Origin of the sequence: Parapedobacter sp. GCM10030251, from assembly GCF_042666505.1 — a bacterium.
GTDB lineage: Bacteria > Bacteroidota > Bacteroidia > Sphingobacteriales > Sphingobacteriaceae > Parapedobacter.
Genome location: NZ_JBHTDN010000008.1, coordinates 27576 through 47336 on the forward strand (window position 1 = coordinate 27576; position 19761 = coordinate 47336).

The 19761-nt window shown below is 51.5% G+C and carries 13 protein-coding genes; 10 read left to right on the forward strand and 3 right to left on the reverse strand.

Going from position 1 to position 19761, the window contains the following annotated elements; translation table 11 throughout:
- Nucleotides 1-3: 3 nt before the first annotated feature.
- A complete protein-coding gene (locus tag ACFQRK_RS18820; RefSeq protein WP_379009473.1) occupies nucleotides 4-447 on the reverse strand; it encodes a DUF2784 domain-containing protein in 444 nt (147 codons plus the stop codon).
- Between the two features lie 356 nt (nucleotides 448-803).
- On the opposite strand from ACFQRK_RS18820, the gene ACFQRK_RS18825 reads away from it, so the two are divergent.
- The 8 genes from ACFQRK_RS18825 (at nucleotide 804) to bglX (ending at nucleotide 15616) form a co-directional block, all read left to right on the forward strand.
- On the forward strand, nucleotides 804-3848 hold the full coding sequence (locus tag ACFQRK_RS18825; protein WP_379009475.1) for a SusC/RagA family TonB-linked outer membrane protein: 3045 nt from the start codon (nucleotides 804-806) through the stop codon (nucleotides 3846-3848).
- Nucleotides 3849-3867: 19 nt separating this feature from the next.
- Complete coding sequence (locus ACFQRK_RS18830) at nucleotides 3868-5400, forward strand: RagB/SusD family nutrient uptake outer membrane protein (protein ID WP_379009476.1); 1533 nt, start codon at nucleotides 3868-3870, stop codon at nucleotides 5398-5400.
- A gap of 24 nt (nucleotides 5401-5424) precedes the next feature.
- Nucleotides 5425-6492: a LamG-like jellyroll fold domain-containing protein gene (locus ACFQRK_RS18835; RefSeq protein ID WP_379009477.1), complete on the forward strand. Its 1068-nt coding sequence runs from the start codon at nucleotides 5425-5427 to the stop codon at nucleotides 6490-6492.
- Nucleotides 6492-8483, forward strand: a complete 1992-nt coding sequence (locus tag ACFQRK_RS18840; protein ID WP_379009478.1) for a glucoamylase family protein — start codon at nucleotides 6492-6494, stop codon at nucleotides 8481-8483. The genes ACFQRK_RS18835 and ACFQRK_RS18840 overlap by 1 nt, the downstream gene beginning before the upstream one ends.
- 14 nt (nucleotides 8484-8497) lie before the next feature.
- Entirely contained in the window at nucleotides 8498-9865 is a 1368-nt protein-coding gene (locus ACFQRK_RS18845; protein WP_379009479.1) for a glucoamylase family protein, read from the forward strand.
- Between the two features lie 163 nt (nucleotides 9866-10028).
- Nucleotides 10029-11795 carry a family 43 glycosylhydrolase gene (locus ACFQRK_RS18850; RefSeq protein ID WP_379009480.1) on the forward strand — a complete coding sequence of 589 codons (1767 nt, stop codon included), beginning with the start codon at nucleotides 10029-10031 and terminating at the stop codon, nucleotides 11793-11795.
- 11 nt (nucleotides 11796-11806) lie between these two features.
- Nucleotides 11807-13303, forward strand: a complete 1497-nt coding sequence (locus tag ACFQRK_RS18855) for a sulfatase (RefSeq protein WP_379009482.1) — start codon at nucleotides 11807-11809, stop codon at nucleotides 13301-13303.
- A 21-nt stretch (nucleotides 13304-13324) separates the two neighbouring features.
- Nucleotides 13325-15616, forward strand: a complete 2292-nt coding sequence (gene bglX, locus ACFQRK_RS18860) for a beta-glucosidase BglX (RefSeq protein WP_379009483.1) — start codon at nucleotides 13325-13327, stop codon at nucleotides 15614-15616.
- A gap of 46 nt (nucleotides 15617-15662) precedes the next feature.
- Here bglX and ACFQRK_RS18865 read toward each other — a convergent pair whose 3' ends face one another.
- Nucleotides 15663-16286 carry an alpha/beta hydrolase gene (locus tag ACFQRK_RS18865; RefSeq protein ID WP_379009485.1) on the reverse strand — a complete coding sequence of 208 codons (624 nt, stop codon included), beginning with the start codon at nucleotides 16284-16286 and terminating at the stop codon, nucleotides 15663-15665.
- 2 nt (nucleotides 16287-16288) lie between these two features.
- Nucleotides 16289-17227, reverse strand: coding sequence for a ring-cleaving dioxygenase (locus ACFQRK_RS18870; protein WP_379009487.1), 939 nt, complete (start codon nucleotides 17225-17227; stop codon nucleotides 16289-16291).
- 153 nt (nucleotides 17228-17380) lie between these two features.
- Here ACFQRK_RS18870 and ACFQRK_RS18875 point away from each other — a divergent pair, with 153 nt between their 5' ends.
- Both ACFQRK_RS18875 and argH read left to right on the forward strand, forming a co-directional pair.
- Nucleotides 17381-17971: a Crp/Fnr family transcriptional regulator gene (locus ACFQRK_RS18875; protein WP_379009490.1), complete on the forward strand. Its 591-nt coding sequence runs from the start codon at nucleotides 17381-17383 to the stop codon at nucleotides 17969-17971.
- Between the two features lie 454 nt (nucleotides 17972-18425).
- Nucleotides 18426-19757, forward strand: a complete 1332-nt coding sequence (argH, locus tag ACFQRK_RS18880) for an argininosuccinate lyase (protein ID WP_379009491.1) — start codon at nucleotides 18426-18428, stop codon at nucleotides 19755-19757.
- Nucleotides 19758-19761 lie beyond the last annotated feature (4 nt).

The window sequence follows — 19761 nt, forward strand, 5'->3', positions numbered from 1 at the left end:
CTTTTATTTTTTAAAGAAATTCAAGTAAATAGAAATCACGAATACAATCCCAAAGCTGACAGCAGTAAGGGTATCAATCCATCCGGAATTTGTGTCTAGGCCAGTTAATTTATCCACCTGATACTTGATGAACGAATTGGGCAGCCCCGTTTCACCTAATTGGGTTTTGACTTGCCATTGCCACTCGGTAAGCGGGCAGTAACCGATGCCATACCAAATGCCTAGTAAAAGCCATGAAGCCGCCGTGAGCAGGACGCAATACAAATGCCAGCGGCGGGTAGCACGCCAAATCCAACCTATCAAGTTAAATCCGATGATAAGGACATGCAGTAGGGTGTATGTCATGTCAAGCCAATAGAGCCACATAGGCGAGATAAAAACGAAAGCCATGCCAAAACTCCAATTCGTTCCAAGATAACGACACGGTTGTCCCAAATTTTGGTGCATCAATTATGAAATCAAATCGCGGAGGGATCAATTTTCCGTTTGCCGACTACATCAATACCTCTCATCGCTTATAGTGTATTCGATACACTATCGTCTGTTTATTGAGTAGTTATGGCTTGCCAATAAAATGTTGTAAATTAAAGAATTATAATTTTTCTGTTAATAAAATGAGAAATCCATTTCGGAATGATGTAGGGATGTGTTAGCTGATTTCTTGGTAGGTCAGGCCATACATCACATTTTTGCAAAACATAAAAACTCGTCGAGGGTTTTCAATGTAGCCAATTAAGCCAGTGTTTTGCTGGCAAAGGGGGTAACACACATTAATTAGATAACCAATTAAATTGAGTAGCAACATGAGGAATTTATTTACATGCTTATTGGCACTGTTTACATTGTCCTTTACGGCGTATGGGCAGCAGAGTCGGGTAAGCGGGAAGGTAACCGATGCGCTGACATCCAGCGGGATTCCTGGGGTGACCGTAATGGTGAGAGGTTCTACTACGGCCACCCAAACGGATGCGGCGGGCAATTATACGATTGAAGCAGCTAATTCGGATACGTTGGTTTTCCGGTCCCTGGGGTTTGCCATGCAGGAGATTCCGATTGCGGGCCGGACTACCATAGACGTAGTACTGGAAGACGAGGGCACCGAATTGGAGGAAGTGGTGGTGGTGGGTTACGGTACACAACGCCAACGGGATCTGACTACCGCGGTAACTACCGTGCGGGCAGATGATATTGCGAAGACGCCCACCGCTACAGCCATGCAGTCCTTGCAGGGACGGGTGGCCGGCGTGCAGATCGTGAGTGATGGTGCCCCCGGAGCATCACCTACCGTCCGACTGCGGGGTATCGGCTCCTTCGAAGGGAATGCCGCACCGCTGTATGTCGTCGATGGAATGTTTTTCGATAACATCGATTTCTTGAACCCCAATGACATTGAGACCATCTCCGTGTTGAAGGATGCTTCAGCATCGGCGATTTATGGAGTTCGTGCCGGTAACGGTGTCGTGCTGATTGAAACCAAATCGGGCGCTTACAATAAGCCTGGTGAGATCGTGTATGACGCCTATTACGGTATTCAGAATCCGCAGAACGTGTTGAAGATGGCGAATGCCCAACAGTTCGTACGGTACATCAACGAAACTGGAAGCGCTGCGGATATTGCCTTGATACAAAATGCTATACAACGGTATGGTAGGAGTCGTATAGACCCGAATATACCGGACGTTAATACCGACTGGTATAACGAAATCATGAGCCCCGCTCCGATCCAGAATCACAACCTTTCGTTTAATGGCGGGGGTGAGAATACGCGCTATTCCATTGGCGGCAGCTATTTTAACCAGGAAGGGCTCCTTGATTTGCAACGCAATAATTACCGGCGGTTGAACTTTCGCGTAAAAGTGGATAGCAAGGTAAAAGATTGGTTAAACGTTGGGGGTAATTTCAACGTGAGTACAGCCCGGCAGTATAATGGCGAAAATACGGCCTGGTTCCGGTCGTATTTTGCGGTACCGATCTTGCCGGTATATGACGATGGGAATGCTAATGCTACACCGGTGAAATATGCCAATGCGCAACAGATCGGTTATCGGGGCAGCCAGAATCCGTTTTATCCGCTGGAATACATTGATAACCGAAATCACGTGGCTAAGTTGCTGGGCAACTTTCATGCGGAGATCAATGTGTGGGAAAACAAGATCAAACTCCGCACGCAGTATAATTATGGGTTGAGCTTTGTAAACACCAGACGCGTAGACTTCGAATACCACGACGGGGTGACGCAGCATCAGTCGGCGATCCGTAGGCAAAACACGGCGGATTACGATCAGGTATGGGATAATTTCCTAACGTACGACGACAACTTTGGTAAACATAACCTGAATGTGGTGCTGGGACAGTCTTATCGTAGCGAATATAGCGAGTTGTTATTTGCTCGCGGTACGGCGATCAGTCCAGCACCCTCGCGTGCGGCAGAGCAGTATTGGTATCTACAAAACGCAACTGATTTTGACCTGAATCAGATTGGCGATGCCGACGGCGGCACCCTAAACGCGAACCTGCAGTTTTTGTCTTTTTTCGGCCGGGCAGCATACAACTACGATGACCGCTACCTATTGTACGGCACATTCCGCCGTGATGGCAACAACAAGTTTCAGAAAACTTGGGGTAATTTCGCTACCATCGGGGCCGGATGGGTCTTGTCTGAAGAGGATTTCTTTGATGTGGAAGGGATCGATTTCCTGAAGTTCAGGGCATCATGGGGGCAGTTGGGTAATGACGCTATCAGCCCATCCGTAGGATTGCCTACCGTACAGGAAAACAATGGTGCAATTGACGGGACCCGGGTAATCGGTAGGCGACTGAATCCGACATTTGACTTAATCACCCAGTGGGAGACGACGGTTGAGAAGAACTTCGGTTTGGATGCCCAGTTCCTGAACAATCGGCTGTCGTTGGAAGCCGATTATTTTATCCGGGACACGCGCAACCTCGCGGTGACCATTGTGCCGCCGGTATTTGCATCCGCTGAGCGCCGAAGTGTGGGAGAAATCCGGAACCAAGGCCTGGAGCTGAACCTCAATTGGCGCGATAACCTATCAGAGGATTTCTCGTATAATATCGGCGGGAATATCGCAACATTGAAAAACAGAGTGCTGGGCCTCGGTGGTGCCGATGCCTTGAATGCAGGCTCGGCTGAGTTCCGGCAGCGCTCCATCATTGGCCAGCCTTACCAGGCGTTTTATGGTTATGAGGTAACCGGTGTATTTGACAATGCGCAACAAATTGAAAACACCTATAATGCGGATTTCATTTCGCAGCGAGGCTTGGTTCCCGGGGACTTGATTTTTAAGGATCAGAATGGCGATGGTATCATCGACGACCGGGACCGCGTTGTATTAGGTTCATACCTGCCCGACTTCACCTGGGGTGGCAACCTAGGTTTCCGGTACAAAAAGCTCGAGTTTGCCGCATTGCTGCAAGGCCAACTGGGATATCACATCCTGAACCGCAAACGGGGTGAAATGATTTTCACCAATGACACGAACATTGACGCCGACCTGGCTACCAACCTATGGACGGAAGAACGGGGCTCGTCGAAGAATTATCCGTCGGCCTCCGGCTTGCGGAGACCGTGGAATCAAGTGATGAGCACCTACTTTGTGGAAGAGGGCTCTTACTTCCGGCTGCAAAACGTACGCTTGTCTTACTCGTTTTTGGGTAAGGAAATCAACGGCGTGACCTGGCCAGAAACCCGGGTTACGCTCACCGCAGAGCGACCCCTCACGGTGTTTAAATACAACGGCTTTAACCCCGAAGTGGCCAACGGCGTGGATCGGGAGGTGTATCCCATACCCGCTATCTATACCTTGGGCGTAACCATTAAACTGTAAAGCATTAAGGAAAGACATTATGAAAGCGATACGAAATATCCAATACGGGGCGATGGTTTTCTTTGGACTATTGCTCGGTTCATCGTGCAGTGGTTTGTTGGATGAACCGCTCGAAAATCAGCAGATCGTTGAAGGAACGGATTATACCCAAACCCAAAACATGGTGTTGATGCTGTATGGCGCGTATAACCAATTATATGATTTTGGCTGGGAGGTTTACCCAACCCTCAGTGTGCGGGGTGATGACATCGACATCGGCGGACGCGGCGATCAACCGTTATTTGCGCAGGCAGATAGTTTTCGGTACGACCGCAATTTCTGGGCGATGAACAACTCATGGACCAGCCTTTACAGCGACCTGATTTATTGGCAGGGGGCTATTGAGGAAATCCAGAAATACCAAGAGGCGGGCGCTAATCCGACGACGGCGCAGCAATACATTGCAGAGATTAAAGTAATGCAAGGGTTTGAGTATCTTCAGTTGGCGCGCTTATGGGGTCGCATCCTGATCATCCCCAGTTCCCAACCACGGGACCTGTTCAATGTAGAATTGTCCAGTTTCGAAGAGGTCATGCAGCATATCTCCACGTTAATGGACGAGGCGATTCCGCTGCTGCCCGACATGCGGCCCAACCAGCGTTCGGACGTGCGCGGCGGCGTAACCCGCTATACGGCGCTTGCCGTAAAGGCGCTCGCCAACCTCGAAATGAAGAATTATCCGGCAGTGGCCGATGCCACGGGTCAGATTATCAATAGTGGTCTGTTTATCCTGGAGCCGGATTTTTACCACCTGTTTAAGCTTCGCGGTAAGCTTAATGACGAAAACCTGTTGGAATTCCAATACTCGGACTATGGTACGGCTACGGGTACATCCAATAAGTATTTGTGGGATTTCTTCGGCCCAACCAGCTGGACGCCGGCTCGCGGCGGTGCCAGTGGAGGCTGGGGCTTCTGGGAACCCAGTATGAAGTATATCCAGTTTATGCTCGGCCGCAATGAACGCGAACGTCTGGAAACGACGGTGATATTCACGCCCGCCGGCATATCGGATTTACGTAATGCATATCCCAATGCACCGGAATGGATATCCAATACCACTGCGGATGGCGACGTCTTCAACAACAGCGTCCGGACCAAGTTCTACAGCGGCAAGCACTATTGGCCTTCGACGATGCTTACCGAGGGGCGTACGGCGTATGGCGAAAACAAAAACTTTACCGTTATCCGGTATGCTGAAGTATTGTTGATGCATGCCGAGGCATTAACCAGCGGTGCCACAAGTTCAGTGATGACCGCGGATGCGGCGGTAAATGCAGTACGCAGCCGTGCAGGCCTCGGTCCGTTGGCCGGTGTTACACTCGATCAGGTATTGGATGAAAAATTGGCGGAGTTTGCCGGCGAATGGGGCATTCGGTTTTACGACGTAGTACGCCATGACCGCACGGCCGAATTGTCTTACGGCGGGCGTACGTATGATGCGGCAACCGATCGGTTCTATCCTTATCCGTTGGAACAGCAAGACCTGCTGCCACAGTTGAGAGATGCAAATTAACAAACCGACTATAGATCACAGAACATGAAAAGGACTAACATATTGCTTGGTGCGGTGCTGTTTATCGCCGCAGCATGCCAAGACGGCTATATCGATGATATCCAACCGGTACAACCTGGCGCAGATGAGTCTGCGCCAGCTATAACGATGACCTATCCGCTGGAAGGTACGCTGATCCGGGTGCGCGAAGATGTGACCGCCATTGATGTCCGCTTTACGGTAACGGATGATATCGAAATAGCCAACATCGTGGTGGAGTTAAATGGTGGACAGATTGCTCAATTCAATGACTTCTTGGACTACCGCAAAGCGGTAACAACGTTTGCCTATGATGAGGTCGCCACCGGCGAGCATACCCTCTCCGTAACGGCGACAGACGTGGCCGGAAAGTCTACAACGCAATCCGTCAACTTTGAAAAGGTAGCACCGTATCAGCCCATTTACGAGGGCGAGTTATTTTATATGCCTTTTGACGGTGAAAACACCGAGCTGGTTTCTATTACCAATCCGACCCGCGTGGGCGATCCGGGATTTAACAACGCAGGCAAGAAAGGAAGTGCTTATGCCGGCGCCACCGATGGTTACCTTACCTTTCCTACCAATGGTCTAACCAATCCGGAGTTCAGTGCATCGTTTTGGTATAAGCTGAATGCGGTGCCAGACCGTGCCGGTATCTTGGTAATCGGCCCTCCGGGTCCAACCAATAACAACCGGACAGGGGGTTTCAGGTTGTTCAGGGAAAACGCAGGGGGAAAACAACGGATTACACTCAATGTGGGTAACGGGACGGCCGACAGCTGGTTTAACAGCGATGCGGCTTATCATTTCGATCCGAGTTACAGCGAATGGATACATGTGGCATTTACGATCTCGGATAGTGAATGTGTGCTATACATCAACGGCGAAGTGGCGGCAAAAGGTGAGTTTACGGGAATCAGCTGGGCCGACTGCGACATCCTCTCCATTGGCTCAGGTGCACCGCGGTTCTCCGAATGGGGCCACCTGTCAGACCTAAGTCTGATAGACGAGTTGCGCATCTTTAATAAAGTACTGACCCCCGCGGAGGTGCAGACGATAATCGGCGCAGATTGATGCTTACAACGAAGAACGGAGGCGTACCGATGCGATGGTTTTATATAGTCTTTGCCTGTTTGCTGGCGGGATGTAAGAAAGATCAGGTCGGTACGCTCACGCTTTTACAGGTATCGGTTGGCGAGGTGGCTTTACCGCTCGACGGGACGGTTGCGGAAGGATTGCCGCTCGACCGGAGTATCACCTTGATGTTTTCGCAGCCGGTGGATCAGTCGACAGCGAATACTGCCATCCGCCTGACCCGCGATGGCCAGCCTGTGGCGGTAAGCTTGGCGTTTCTTTCTGGCGGAGCTCATGTGGTGGTGCACCCAAGCGGCCCGTTGCGCAGCAACACCATATACACCCTGGTGGTTTCGGAACAACTCCGGAGCACAGGCGGCGGCCAAGGACCGGTTTATGAGGTTCAGTTTGAAACCCTGATAGAAGGCCTGCAAGTCGTCGGCATCGAGGTGGACGGCGAAAATAGAGTGCAAGATCAGGTACTGGCCGATATACCCCGCGATTTGCAAATGACACTCCGCTTTTCCAGTCCGGTTGATGACGACGCTCTGCAGGGGGCTGTCTCTTTGGCTGGAGATGGGGGCACGGCCCCGATCCAGCTCAATCTGGCTGCCGACAAACAATCGGTTACCGTGCTGAGCAGCACACCACTGAAAGGGCTCACCAAATACGAACTGCGTATCTCGGATGCATTACGGGGACAGGCGGGTGAGGTTTTTCCTGGCTTGAGCAAAGCACTCTATACCGCCGTGGACCCCACGCCGAAGTTTCCGGTTGTTTCGGATGAAGAATTGCTCACCCTGGTACAACGGCAAACATTCAACTATTTCTGGGACTTTGCCCATCCAGCCAGCGGGATGGCCCGTGAACGGAACAGTTCGGGCGACTTGGTTACAAGCGGTGGCTCGGGTTTTGGCGTCATGGCGCTGATTGTGGGGATGGAAAGGGGATTTATCTCGCGCGGCCAGGGTATCGAACGCCTGGAACGCATGATCAGTTTCTTGGAGACGGCCGATCGTTTCCACGGTGCCTGGTCACATTGGATGAATGGCAATACCGGTGCGGCAATGCCGTTCAGTGCCAACGATAACGGCGGTGACCTGGTGGAAACGTCGCTATTGATGCAAGGGCTTATTGCGATGCGCCAATACCTCAGGGCGGCTGTCCCCACTGAAAAGCAACTGATCGACCGCATCAACGGGCTATGGCAAACCGTGGAGTGGGATTGGTACCGGCGGGATGGCCAGGATGTACTGTATTGGCACTGGTCGCCGGATAAGGGCTGGGCAATGAACCTCCCGATCCGGGGATGGAACGAGAGCTTGATTACATACGTATTGGCGGCTGCGTCGCCGACGCATAGTATCCCGAAAACTGTTTATACCAGCGGCTGGGCGAGAAATGGCGACATACGCAATGGGGCGACGTATGAGGGTATCCCACTGCCGCTCGGTGCCGAATACGGCGGACCGCTGTTTTTAAGCCAATACTCGTTCCTCGGTATTGACCCGAGGGGCTTAAGCGACGAGTATGCCGACTATTGGACGCAGAATGTGAACCACTCGTTGATTAATTATCGGTACTGCGTACGAAATCCGCGCAGTTATGTGGGCTATAGTGAAAATTGCTGGGGGCTTACGGCCAGTGATAACCACGAAGGGTATTCTGCCCATTCGCCCACAAACGACTTAGGTGTAATCACCCCTACGGCCGCACTTTCTGCGTTCCCGTATACGCCGGATCAATCGATGGCGGCATTAAAGTTTTTCTACTATACCCTGGGTGATAAGCTTTGGGGAGCTTACGGGTTTTATGACGCCTTCAATATTACGCAACAATGGGTTGCCGATTCATACCTGGCCATTGATCAGGGGCCCATCATTGTGATGATTGAAAACCACCGCACCGGCCTGCTGTGGGACCTGTTCATGAGTGCACCCGAAATTAAGGCCGGCTTAAATAAACTGGCATTTGAGAGCCCGAAACTTTAACACGGATTGATTTTATGAACAAGCTAGTAACCCATATTTTAGTAGCAGCAACAATAGGTTTTGCAAGTTGTAACGGCTCATCACCCAAACAAACAGATAACCGTGCAGCAACCGTATCCGATGATTCGCTATCCGATGATTCGCTGCTCACGCTCGTGCAACGCCAAACCTTCCAATATTTCTGGGAGGGAGCAGAGCCTGTTTCAGGCCTCGCCCGTGAGCGCATTCATATCGATGGCGAATACCCGCAGAATGATCAGGAGGTCGTTACCATCGGCGGCAGCGGCTTTGGCCTGATGGCGCTGCTGGTTGGCATCGAGCGGCAGTTCATCACGCGGCACGAAGGGGTGGAGCGGTTTGAGCAAGTAATCGGCTATCTCGAAAAAGCCGACCGGTTCCACGGGGCTTGGCCACATTGGTTGGATGGGCCAACGGGCAAGGCCAAGCCGTTCAGTAAAAATGACAACGGAGGAGATCTCGTAGAAACCGCCTTTATGGCGCAGGCATTGATTTGCATAAGGGAGTACTTCCAGCAGGGTAATGAACAAGAAAAGCAATTGGCTGCACGCGCCGATGCCCTCTGGAAATCCATTGAGTGGGACTGGTATCGCCAAGGGGGACAAAACGTGCTTTACTGGCACTGGAGTCCCACGGCGGGCTGGGCGGCCAACCACCCCATCAAGGGCTATGACGAGTGCCTGATCACCTACGTCCTTGCTGCTTCTTCGCCTACCCATGGTGTTCCTGCTGAGGTGTATCACAAGGGATGGGCGCGCAGCGGCGCTATCAAGTCGATGGCCGAACGGTATGGACACCCCCTTATCCTCAAACACAATGTGCCGGACAGCAACGGGGTGGGGCCACTGTTTTGGTCACACTACTCGTACCTAGGGTTAGACCCTCGAGGGTTAAAAGATGAGTATGCGGATTATTGGGAGTTAAACCGTAATCATGCACTTATCCACCGCGATTATGCCATCGAAAACCCAAAAGGGTTTAAAGGATACGGCGAACACGCATGGGGATTTACGGCCAGCTATTCCATCAAAGGGTATGCGGCGCATAACCCCGATAACGACCTGGGTGTCATCTCGCCTACCGCAGCATTGTCGTCTTTTCCGTATACGCCCGAATACAGCATGGACGTAATACGTTATCTTTATGAACAACTGGGCGATAAGGTTTGGGGAAAATATGGCTTTTATGACGCATACAGCGAAACCGATAATTGGTTTCCGCAACGTTACCTAGCCATAGACCAAGGGCCCATACCGGTGATGATTGAGAACCATCGCAGCGGGCTGCTCTGGAAGCTGTTTATGGGAGCGCCCGAGATCAAAGCGGGACTGAAGAAACTGGGCTTTGAAAGTCCTAAGATTTAACGGTGATAGGAAGATTTTTACGCCTGCTGCGATGCCAGCCTAGGAGATCGTAGTGTAGCGACGGAGATCCAGATGGCATCGCAGTTGGCCTAAAATGAATTGGGAATTTGGAAAACCGTATAAATAGCGAACGGCAAAAAGCAAATAACGAAAAGCAAACAAAATGAAGCATAATTGGAAATATTGCTGGCTGATTGCGATCGCATCGATACTGTGCGGTGGGATGGGCAATGCGCAGACACCCCGGACCTATTGCAACCCGATAAACATCGACTATGGTTACACGCCGATTCCCAATTTTTCCGAATGGGGTCGGCACCGGGCGACGGCCGATCCGGTTATCGTCAACTACAAAGGCGACTATTACCTGTTCAGCACCAACCAATGGGGATACTGGTGGAGCAGTGACCTCTCACAATGGAATTTTGTATCCAAAAAATTCCTGCGCCCTTGGAATGGCGACGTGTATGACGAGCTGTGCGCTCCGGCGGTAGGCATTGTGGGCGATACCATGCTGGTCTTCGGTTCTACGTATACCGATAAGTTTACGTTGTGGATGAGCACCAACCCCAAGGAAAATCACTGGCAACCGCTTATCGACTCTTTTTCCATCGGGGGCTGGGATCCGGATTTCTTTACGGACGATAATGGCCGCTTCTACATGTACAATGGCAGTAGCAACCGCTATCCGCTGTATGGCATCGAGCTCGACCGCCGGACGTTTGAGCCTATCGGTGCCCGCAAGGAGCTGTATTTCCTGGAAGACTGGCGTTATGGCTGGCAGCGATTCGGTGAGTATATGGACAATACGTTCCTCGACCCGTTTATCGAAGGGGCACACATGACCAAGCATAACGGGAAGTACTACCTGCAATATGCCGCACCGGGCACCGAGTTCAGTGGCTACGCGGATGGCGTGGCCGTGGGCGACAGTCCGCTGGGGCCGTTTACCACACAGTCAGATCCACTGAGCTATAAGCCGGGGGGCTTTGCACGGGGCGCCGGCCACGGCTCTACCTTCCGGGATAACGACGGCAACTACTGGCATGTGGCTACCATTGCCTTGGGGGTGAAAAATAATTTCGAGCGGCGGCTGGGCATGTGGCCGGCAGGCTTCGACGCCGATGGGGTCATGTACGCCAATACTGCCTTCGGCGACTATCCGCATTACCTGCCTAACGGGGCCGCCAATCATCTCGAAAGCCGGTTCACGGGCTGGATGCTGCTTAATTATAATAAGCCCGTGCAGGTGTCGTCTACCTTAGGCGCGGCTTATCCGGCCAACCACGCGGTAGACGAAAGCATGAAGACCTATTGGAGCGCTTCCACCGGCGATAAGGGTGAATGGATACAGAGCGACTTGGGTGAGGTGAGCACCATACATGCTGTGCAGATCAACTATGCCGATCAGGATGCCGACAGCGCTTTTCTCGGAAAGATGGACAAAATTTATCACCAATACATCCTGTCCTATTCGGAGGATGGCCGCAAGTGGCGTGTGCTAAAAGACAAAAGCCGCAACCAAACGGATATTCCCCATGAGTACGTCGAACTGGAAACCCCAGTGAAAGCGAGGTACGTCAAATTGGAAAACGTCCACATGCCCACCGGTAAATTTGCCATCAGCGGTCTCCGGGTGTTTGGCAAAGGCCAGGGAAGCAAACCGGCGTCAGTCGAGGATTTCATCATTCTGCGGACGGAAAAGGATAAGCGCAGTGCTTGGCTGAAATGGGGCCCTGTGGACGATGCGTATGCGTATAACATCTACACCGGCTTGGCGCCGGATAAGCTATATAACTGCATTATGGTGCATGGTGCCAACGAATATTACTACAAGGCGATGGACAGCCAGAAGCCATATTATTTCTGCATCGAAGCGGTCAATGAAAACGGGGTGTCAGTACGGAGCGAAGTAAAACGTGTTGATTAACTGGTGAAGAAATGAGAAAGATTGGCCTGTTTTTGGGATTGTTCGGGTGGTGCGTTGCAGCACTGGGACAATCGACGGACAAACCCGTTAACGTGGTTTTCATTTTGAGTGACGACCACCGGTATGACTTTATGGGATTCATGGATAAAGTGCCGAATCTGGAGACCCCAAACATGGATCGCATGGCCCGGGAGGGCGCTCATCTTCAGCATGCGTTTGTTTCTACGGCGCTCTGTTCGCCTAGCAGAGCCTCCATCCTCACGGGTCAATACGCGCATACGCATACCATTGTAGATAACAATGCACCGTTGCCGGAAGGCTTGACTTTTTTTCCGCAGTATATGCAGGAAAAGGGGTATAAGACCGGGTTTTTCGGCAAATGGCATATGGGCAACGAAGATAGCGGTGTACAGCCTGGCTTCGACCAATGGGTGAGTTTCCGGGGGCAGGGGGTCTACTATTCGCCTACGTTTAACATCAACGGAAAGGAAATCAAACAACCCGAAGGCAGCTATACCACGGATCTGTTGACCAACTACGCCATAGACTGGCTCGGTACCTTGGATCGCGATCAGCCCTTTTTTCTTTACCTGTCGCATAAGGGCGTTCATGCGGAGTTCAATCCCGCGGAACGGCACCGCGGCAGCTACCACGATATGCCCATTGTCTGTCCGCCTTCCATGTACCTCACGGCAACCGATAGCAGCAGACGCGTAGGCATTGAAACACCCTATGACGGACCGGTTAATCTCGATGGCATTCCGGATTGGGTAAGGAAGCAGCGTTACAGCTGGCATGGCGTAGATTACATGTACGACGGACAGATCGTTTTCGAGGATTTTTATCGGCAGTATTGCGAGACCTTGCGGAGCGTGGATGAAAGTATCGGATCGGTAATCGCGTGGCTTGAGAAAGAAGGGTTAGCCGAAAATACGCTGGTGCTTTACATGGGCGACAATGGCTTTCTGCTCGGTGAACAGGGATTGATCGATAAGCGCAATGCCTATGAGGCGTCGATGCGCGTGCCGCTATTGGCGTGGTCACCGAAATTCATCAAGCCGCATACACGGGTTGACCAGATGGTGATGAATGTGGATATCGCACCTACCGTGCTCGATTTGGTGGGCATTAAAAAGCCTGAACAGATGCAAGGGTATTCCTTTTTGCCGTTGCTGCAAGGTAAATCCATTACTGGCTGGCGTGAGCGCGTTTTCTACGAATACTATTGGGAGTGGGCATTTCCGCAAACACCTACCATTTTTGCTGTCCGCACCGACCGCTATAAATACATTTTCAATCATGGATTGTGGGACACCAATGAACTGTATGACCTGCAATCCGACCCCTACGAGATGAATAACCTCATCCGGGATGCGGGATCGCAGGAAATAGCTGGGCAATTAAAAAAAGAATTGTGGGACTGGATGGCGTCTACAGGCGGGATGCAGATACCACTCAAAAGGATTGAACAGAAGCGCATCGATCACCGTTATCGCGGAACGTATTAACTAACATTAAATTTTCAACACATGGACACACAGACGAGATGGCTAGTGATTGCTGCCGTCCTACTTTTGGGTATACATACAGTCAACGGACAGCAACGCGCTCGCGACATGGATCACTTTATAACAGACCTGATGGCGCAGATGACCATCGACGAAAAAATCGGCCAGCTCAACTTGGTTACTGCGGGTGAGGCGACTACGGGCGCCGTGGTCAGTACGGATGTGGAGTCGAAGATCAAGGAAGGCAAAATAGGCGGAATATTCAGCATGACGAGTGTGCCACGCATCCGGGCTGCACAGGAATTAGCGGTAAACCAGTCCCGACTTAAGATTCCCATCCTCTTCGGCCTGGACGTTATCCATGGTTACAAGACCATTTTTCCCATCCCATTGGGGCTTGCAGCCTCTTGGGATATGGACTTGATCCAGGAGACGGCACGCATCGCGGCTATCGAAGCATCGGCGGATGGACTGAATTGGACATTTTCGCCGATGGTAGACATTTCGCGCGATGCCCGATGGGGTCGCATTTCGGAAGGCAGTGGCGAAGATACCTACCTGAGCTCGCGCATCGCCGAAGCAATGGTCCATGGCTATCAGGGAGACGATCTGGCCGCCGATAACACGTTGATGGCCTGCGTGAAACACTTTGCGTTGTACGGGGCCGCAGAAGCCGGGCGCGACTACAACACGACCGACATGAGTCTCCACCGCATGTACAATGAATACCTGCCACCCTACAAGGCTGCCATTGATGCCGGCGCCGGCAGCGTAATGACGTCTTTCAATGATATCAATGGCGTTCCCGCCACGGCCAACAAATGGCTCATGACGGAGGTGCTCCGCCAACAATGGGGATTCGATGGCTTTGTGGTGACCGACTATACCGCTGTCAACGAGTTGATCGAGCATGGGTTGGGTGATTTGCAGGAAGTTTCTGCGCGGTCGCTCAAAGCTGGAGTAGAGATGGACATGGTTGGCGAAGGGTTCCTCACTACGCTGAGGAAATCGCTGGATGAAGGAAAGGTCAGCGAAGCAGATATCGACCGCGCCTGCCGATTGGTGCTGGAAGCGAAATACAAACTGGGCTTATTCGAAGATCCCTTCCGCTACTGCGACGAGTCGCGCGCCAAGCAACTGATTCAACATCCTACTCACATGGCGAAAGCCCGCGAAGCGGCGGCGAAATCGTTTGTCCTGCTCAAAAATGAGCAGCAGCTCTTGCCCCTGAAGAAGCAGGGTACCGTGGCACTAATCGGGCCGCTTGCCAATACGGGCAGCAACATGCCCGGTACTTGGAGCGTCAGTGCCGACTTGGAAAACACGCCTTCGCTGCTGGAAGGGATGCGGGCAGCCTTGGGCGATCGGGTCAACCTCGTTTACCATCAGGGTTCCAACCTGGTGGCGGATGCTGCATACCAGGAGCGGGCCACGATGTTTGGCCGCACCATACCGCGTGACGAGCGGCCCGAAGCGGAGGTTATCGCGGAGGCGCTGGAGGTAGCCAAGCAGGCCGACGTGGTGATCGCGGCGCTGGGCGAAAGTTCGGAAATGAGCGGCGAAGCCTCTAGCCGGACCGATATCGGCATCCCGGCCGTGCAGCAGCGGCTGCTATCGGAACTGCTGAAAACCGGCAAACCCGTGGTGTTGGTGCTGTTTACAGGCCGGCCATTGACGCTCATTTGGGAAAACGAGCACGTACCGGCGATACTGAACGTTTGGTTTGGCGGTACGGAAACCGGCAAAGCCGTGGCCGACGTGCTGTTTGGCGATGTGAACCCTTCGGGCAAACTGCCGGCTACGTTTCCGCAACATGTCGGACAGCTGCCGCTCTATTACAGCCACAAAAATACAGGACGCCCCTTGGCCGATGGACAGTGGTTCCAGAAATTCCGTTCCAACTACCTCGATGTAAGTAACGATCCGCTCTATCCGTTCGGGTACGGACTTAGCTATACCACATTTACATACGGAAAGCCGGTGTTGAATACCGATACGCTCGAAAGGAAGGGAAGCCTACAGGTAAGTGTTGAGGTCAGCAATTCCGGTAGTTACGCGGGCGAAGAGGTGGTGCAGCTGTACATCCGGGATTTGGTCGGATCGGTAACCCGGCCCGTCAAAGAGCTCAAAGGATTTCGGAAAATCCAATTGGCGGCCGGACAGTCTCAGCGGGTGGTGTTTGACATCACCGAAGAAGACCTCAAATTCTATAACGCCGATCTGGAGCATGTAGCCGAAGCTGGTGAATTTGCGGTCTTCGTGGGCACCAACTCGCGCGATGTCCAAGAAGCTCGTTTTTTCCTAAAGGATTGAGATGCCTGAAGGATGGCGATTCCTGAAGGGGCACAACCGACGATGGTCAATTGAATATCAACTCATTTGCCAGTAACGTTTCGTCCGCGCTGATGCTGTGCGGCTTACCGGGATAGATTTCGGTGGTCACCTCGGCGCCCAGATGCTTCACGATGGCTACGCTTTCCTCAATCCGATGCAAGGGAACGTGCGGGTCATGGTCGCCTGAGGTAATCAGAATGGGCGTGCCTGCAAAATCGCCCCGATAGTTCGATGCGGCCAATGATTCGCCGATGAGTCCGCCGGTGAAGGCAACGATGCCGCCATACCGTTTGGCGTGCCGGGCCGCATACTCCAATGTAAGGCATGCACCTTGGGAAAACCCCACGAAATAGAGGTTTGCCGGCGGAATGCCGAGTTTGTCGGTTTCGGCAACGACGTCATCCACCAACGCCAAGGCAGAATCCAGCGATGGCTGATTCGCTTCCGCGGGCGCCAGGAAGCTGTAGGGATACCAGGAATTGTTGGTCGCCTGGGGCGCCAGCAGCAAGGCATCCTCCAGCTGCAGATGTCGCTGGAGGGAAAGGATGCCCTGCGCGGTGCTGCCCCTTCCGTGGAGCAGCACTACTGCTTTTTTGGCGTGTGCAGCCAATTTGCCCGCTTGTATGATTTGTTTCTCGTGTGTATACATGATTAATCCAATTGAGGTAAAACCTGCTCAATGCGATCACGGTAGCCTTCGTATTGCGACGGCAGTTTTAAACCGCTTCCCAATCCGGCTACGGTTTCGTCCGTTGCGAATCCTGGATTATCGGTGGCAATTTCAAACAGCACGCCTCCCGGCTCGCGGAAATAGAGCGAGTAAAAATAGTTGCGGTCTATCTTCTCGGTGATGTGGAGGCCTTGCTCGATCACTTTTTCCCGGAAATGCATCAGCGTAGCTTCATCGGGTACGCGGAAGGCCACATGGTGTACCGATCCGCCGGCCACTACGCCAATCGCTTCACCGGGTGCTTCGACAATATCCACCAGGGCAGCCTCTTTCACTGCGTCCGTGGTAAACCGGTGCCGGTTTACTTCGTGAAGCATTGACCGGTAGCCAAAAACGTCGATGAGGATCCGTGCGGTGGCGTCCATTTTGTTGGTGGTGATGGTAACGTGGTGGAAACCACGAATGGCGCGTTCAGCGTTTACCGCTTCGGTTGTCCAAGGCTTGCGCGTGTCTACTGTCTGCGGTACCGTAAGCTCCAGTTTGAGTCCGTCGGGATCGAGAAAGGTGAGGTACTGCTCACCAAATTTCTCGGCGACGTTATTGAGGATAACGTTGTTGGCCTCGAGGCGCTCTTTCCAAAAGTCAAGACTTCCGGACGGCACGGCATAACCGATTTCGGTAACCTGCTGCGTACCCCGGCGACCCTGCCTCACCCGGTTGCCCCACGGAAAAAAGGTAAGGATGGTGCCTGGCGTACCGACTTCGTCGCCGAAGTAAAAGTGATAGGTTTCGGGATCGTCAAAATTGACCGTCTTTTTCACCAATCGCAAGCCCAGTACGCGGGTGTAAAAGTCATAGTTGCGCTTGGCATCGCCTGCGATGGCCGTAACGTGATGGATCCCTAAAATTTGCTTTTCCATGAGTATTTCCTCCCATATGTTGATACAAAGGTAGCCGGCCCGCAACTTCTGTACATTAATCTAGGACAAGAAATTCCACTCCGATGTTTGGAAGTGAAGTGGAAAAAATTGTAAGTTTGATGGATATGGAAACCTTTAACAGGCGGTTGGGCGATGTCTAATTTTACGGCAATTAATGACTACGTAAATCGGTGCGGCCGCTTTTCCGCTGACGACATTGCGGTGTTCAATAGCTTGCTTAAGCCCAGGACTGTGAAAAAAAAGCAGTTACTGCTGCGGGAGGGCGAGGTGTGTGACTTCGAAGCGTATATTGTCAGCGGTTGCATCCGGAGTTATTATATTGACGAAAGCGGGAGTGAAGTGATCCTGCAGTTTTCAATTGAAGATTGGTGGGTAAGTGATATTGGCAGCTTCCACGAACGGAAGCCTAGTTTGCTGTATATCGAAGCCATGGAAGACAGCGAGTTGCTGACGCTCAACCCGGCTCGTAAGGAAGAGTTGCTGAGCCGTGTGCCCCAGTTTGAGCAGGTGTTCCGACTGATGATCCAACGTCATTTGTCTGCTTTGGAGCATCGGCTCATCCGTACCATTGCTAAAACAGCGGAAAAACGTTATCTCGAGTTTTTAAAACAGTACCCCAAAATCGCGTTGCGTGTACCCCAACATTACATTGCATCCTATCTGGGTATGACCCCGGAATTCCTAAGCAAGATCAGGCGCCGATTGGCGACTCAAAAGAATTAGATCGATGATACTTTACAATGCAAAAGCGGCATCAAGTTTCCCATGCTTGTTGCCGCTTTTCGCAAAAAAATAAACAAATAGGTTTATAACTGGTTAGCGAGTGTTGTCCCGTTTTAAGACATGGAGGTCTACCATCAATTTATGTTTACAATATCGAGTAATTCATGATTCACTTACTTGCCAAACTAAGTTGAAAGTGCTTGAATCAAACCATTTTCCCCTGTCGTGGCTACAAACGTAGGAATATAAATGATTACTGCAAAAGGTTTTTTTAAAAATAAGTGAGTAAACACTCACCTTAGGTTTGCTTTATTCCTTTTAGCAGGAAAAAACGGCCTCGAATGGTGTTTTGCGTTAAAATACGCGTCAACCGACCGAAATCCCCAAGCTATTTGTATTTTTGGTGTCGAGAACAATTTAGAACTTCCGTGAAGAAACTTGTGGGAATTACGCTATGAAAATCTGGCAAAAAAATACCGATGTAAATCAGTTTGTGGAGTCGTTTACCGTTGGCAATGATCGATTGCTTGATCTGCAGCTGGCTGCTGCGGATATCCTGGGTTCCTTGGCGCATACCCGGATGTTACACCGCATTGGCCTATTGAGTGGCGAAGACCTAAATGCGGTTCAGGACGGGCTCAAGCAATTGTACCGCGAAGTGATGAGAGGCGAATTCACCATCGGGGAAGGGGTGGAAGATGTGCATTCGCAAGTAGAACTGCTGTTGACCCAACGTATCGGCGAAGCCGGAAAGAAAATTCATAGCGGCCGTTCCCGGAATGATCAAGTATTAGTAGATCTTAAACTGTTTTTTCGCACCGAAATCGAAAAGCTGGTAAAAAACACTGAAGTCTTGTTTGAGCAACTGATCGGCTTGAGCGAACGGCACAAGCATGTGCTTCTGCCGGGCTACACACATTTACAGATTGCGATGCCCTCGTCGTTTGGGCTTTGGTTCGGCGCGTACGCGGAGAGTTTGGTAGATGATCTGGAGCTTTTGCAGGCCGCATGGAAAGTATGTAATAAAAATCCACTGGGCTCCGCTGCCGGATATGGGTCTTCCTTTCCGCTGAACCGGCAGATGACCACCGATTTGCTTGGATTTGACAGCCTCAATTACAACGTCGTCTATGCACAGATGGGGCGTGGTAAGACCGAGCGCATACTTGCACAAGGCATGAGTGCGCTAGCGGCTACCCTCGCCAGGTTGTCGATGGATGTTTGCTTGTACATGAACCAGAATTTCGGGTTTATTACCTTTCCGGACCACCTGACAACCGGTTCCAGCATCATGCCACATAAAAAAAATCCAGATGTCTTTGAATTGATACGCGCACGCTGCAACAAAATACAGGCGTTACCCAATGAAATTGCTCTGATGACCACCAATTTACCCTCCGGATATCATCGGGATTTACAACTGTTAAAGGAAAATCTTTTCCCGGCTTTCGGTTCGCTAAATGAATGCTTGCAAATCACTGCATTTATGCTTGAAAACATTCATATAAAAGAGGGTATTTTGGACGATCCCAAGTACGACTACTTATTTAGCGTAGAAGTGGTCAACAACGAGGTGCTTAGCGGTGTACCATTCCGGGAGGCGTATCGCAACGTAGGCCTGGCCATCGAAGCCGGTACCTTTAGGCCACAGAAAGAAGTGAGCCACACGCACGAAGGAAGTATTGGTAATCTCTGCAACCCCGAAATCCGCCAAGCATTTCACGGTGTCGTGTCTGCCTACGGATTTGATCGGGTAAACGAAGCGTTGCAAGCATTAGTAGCATAGTTTT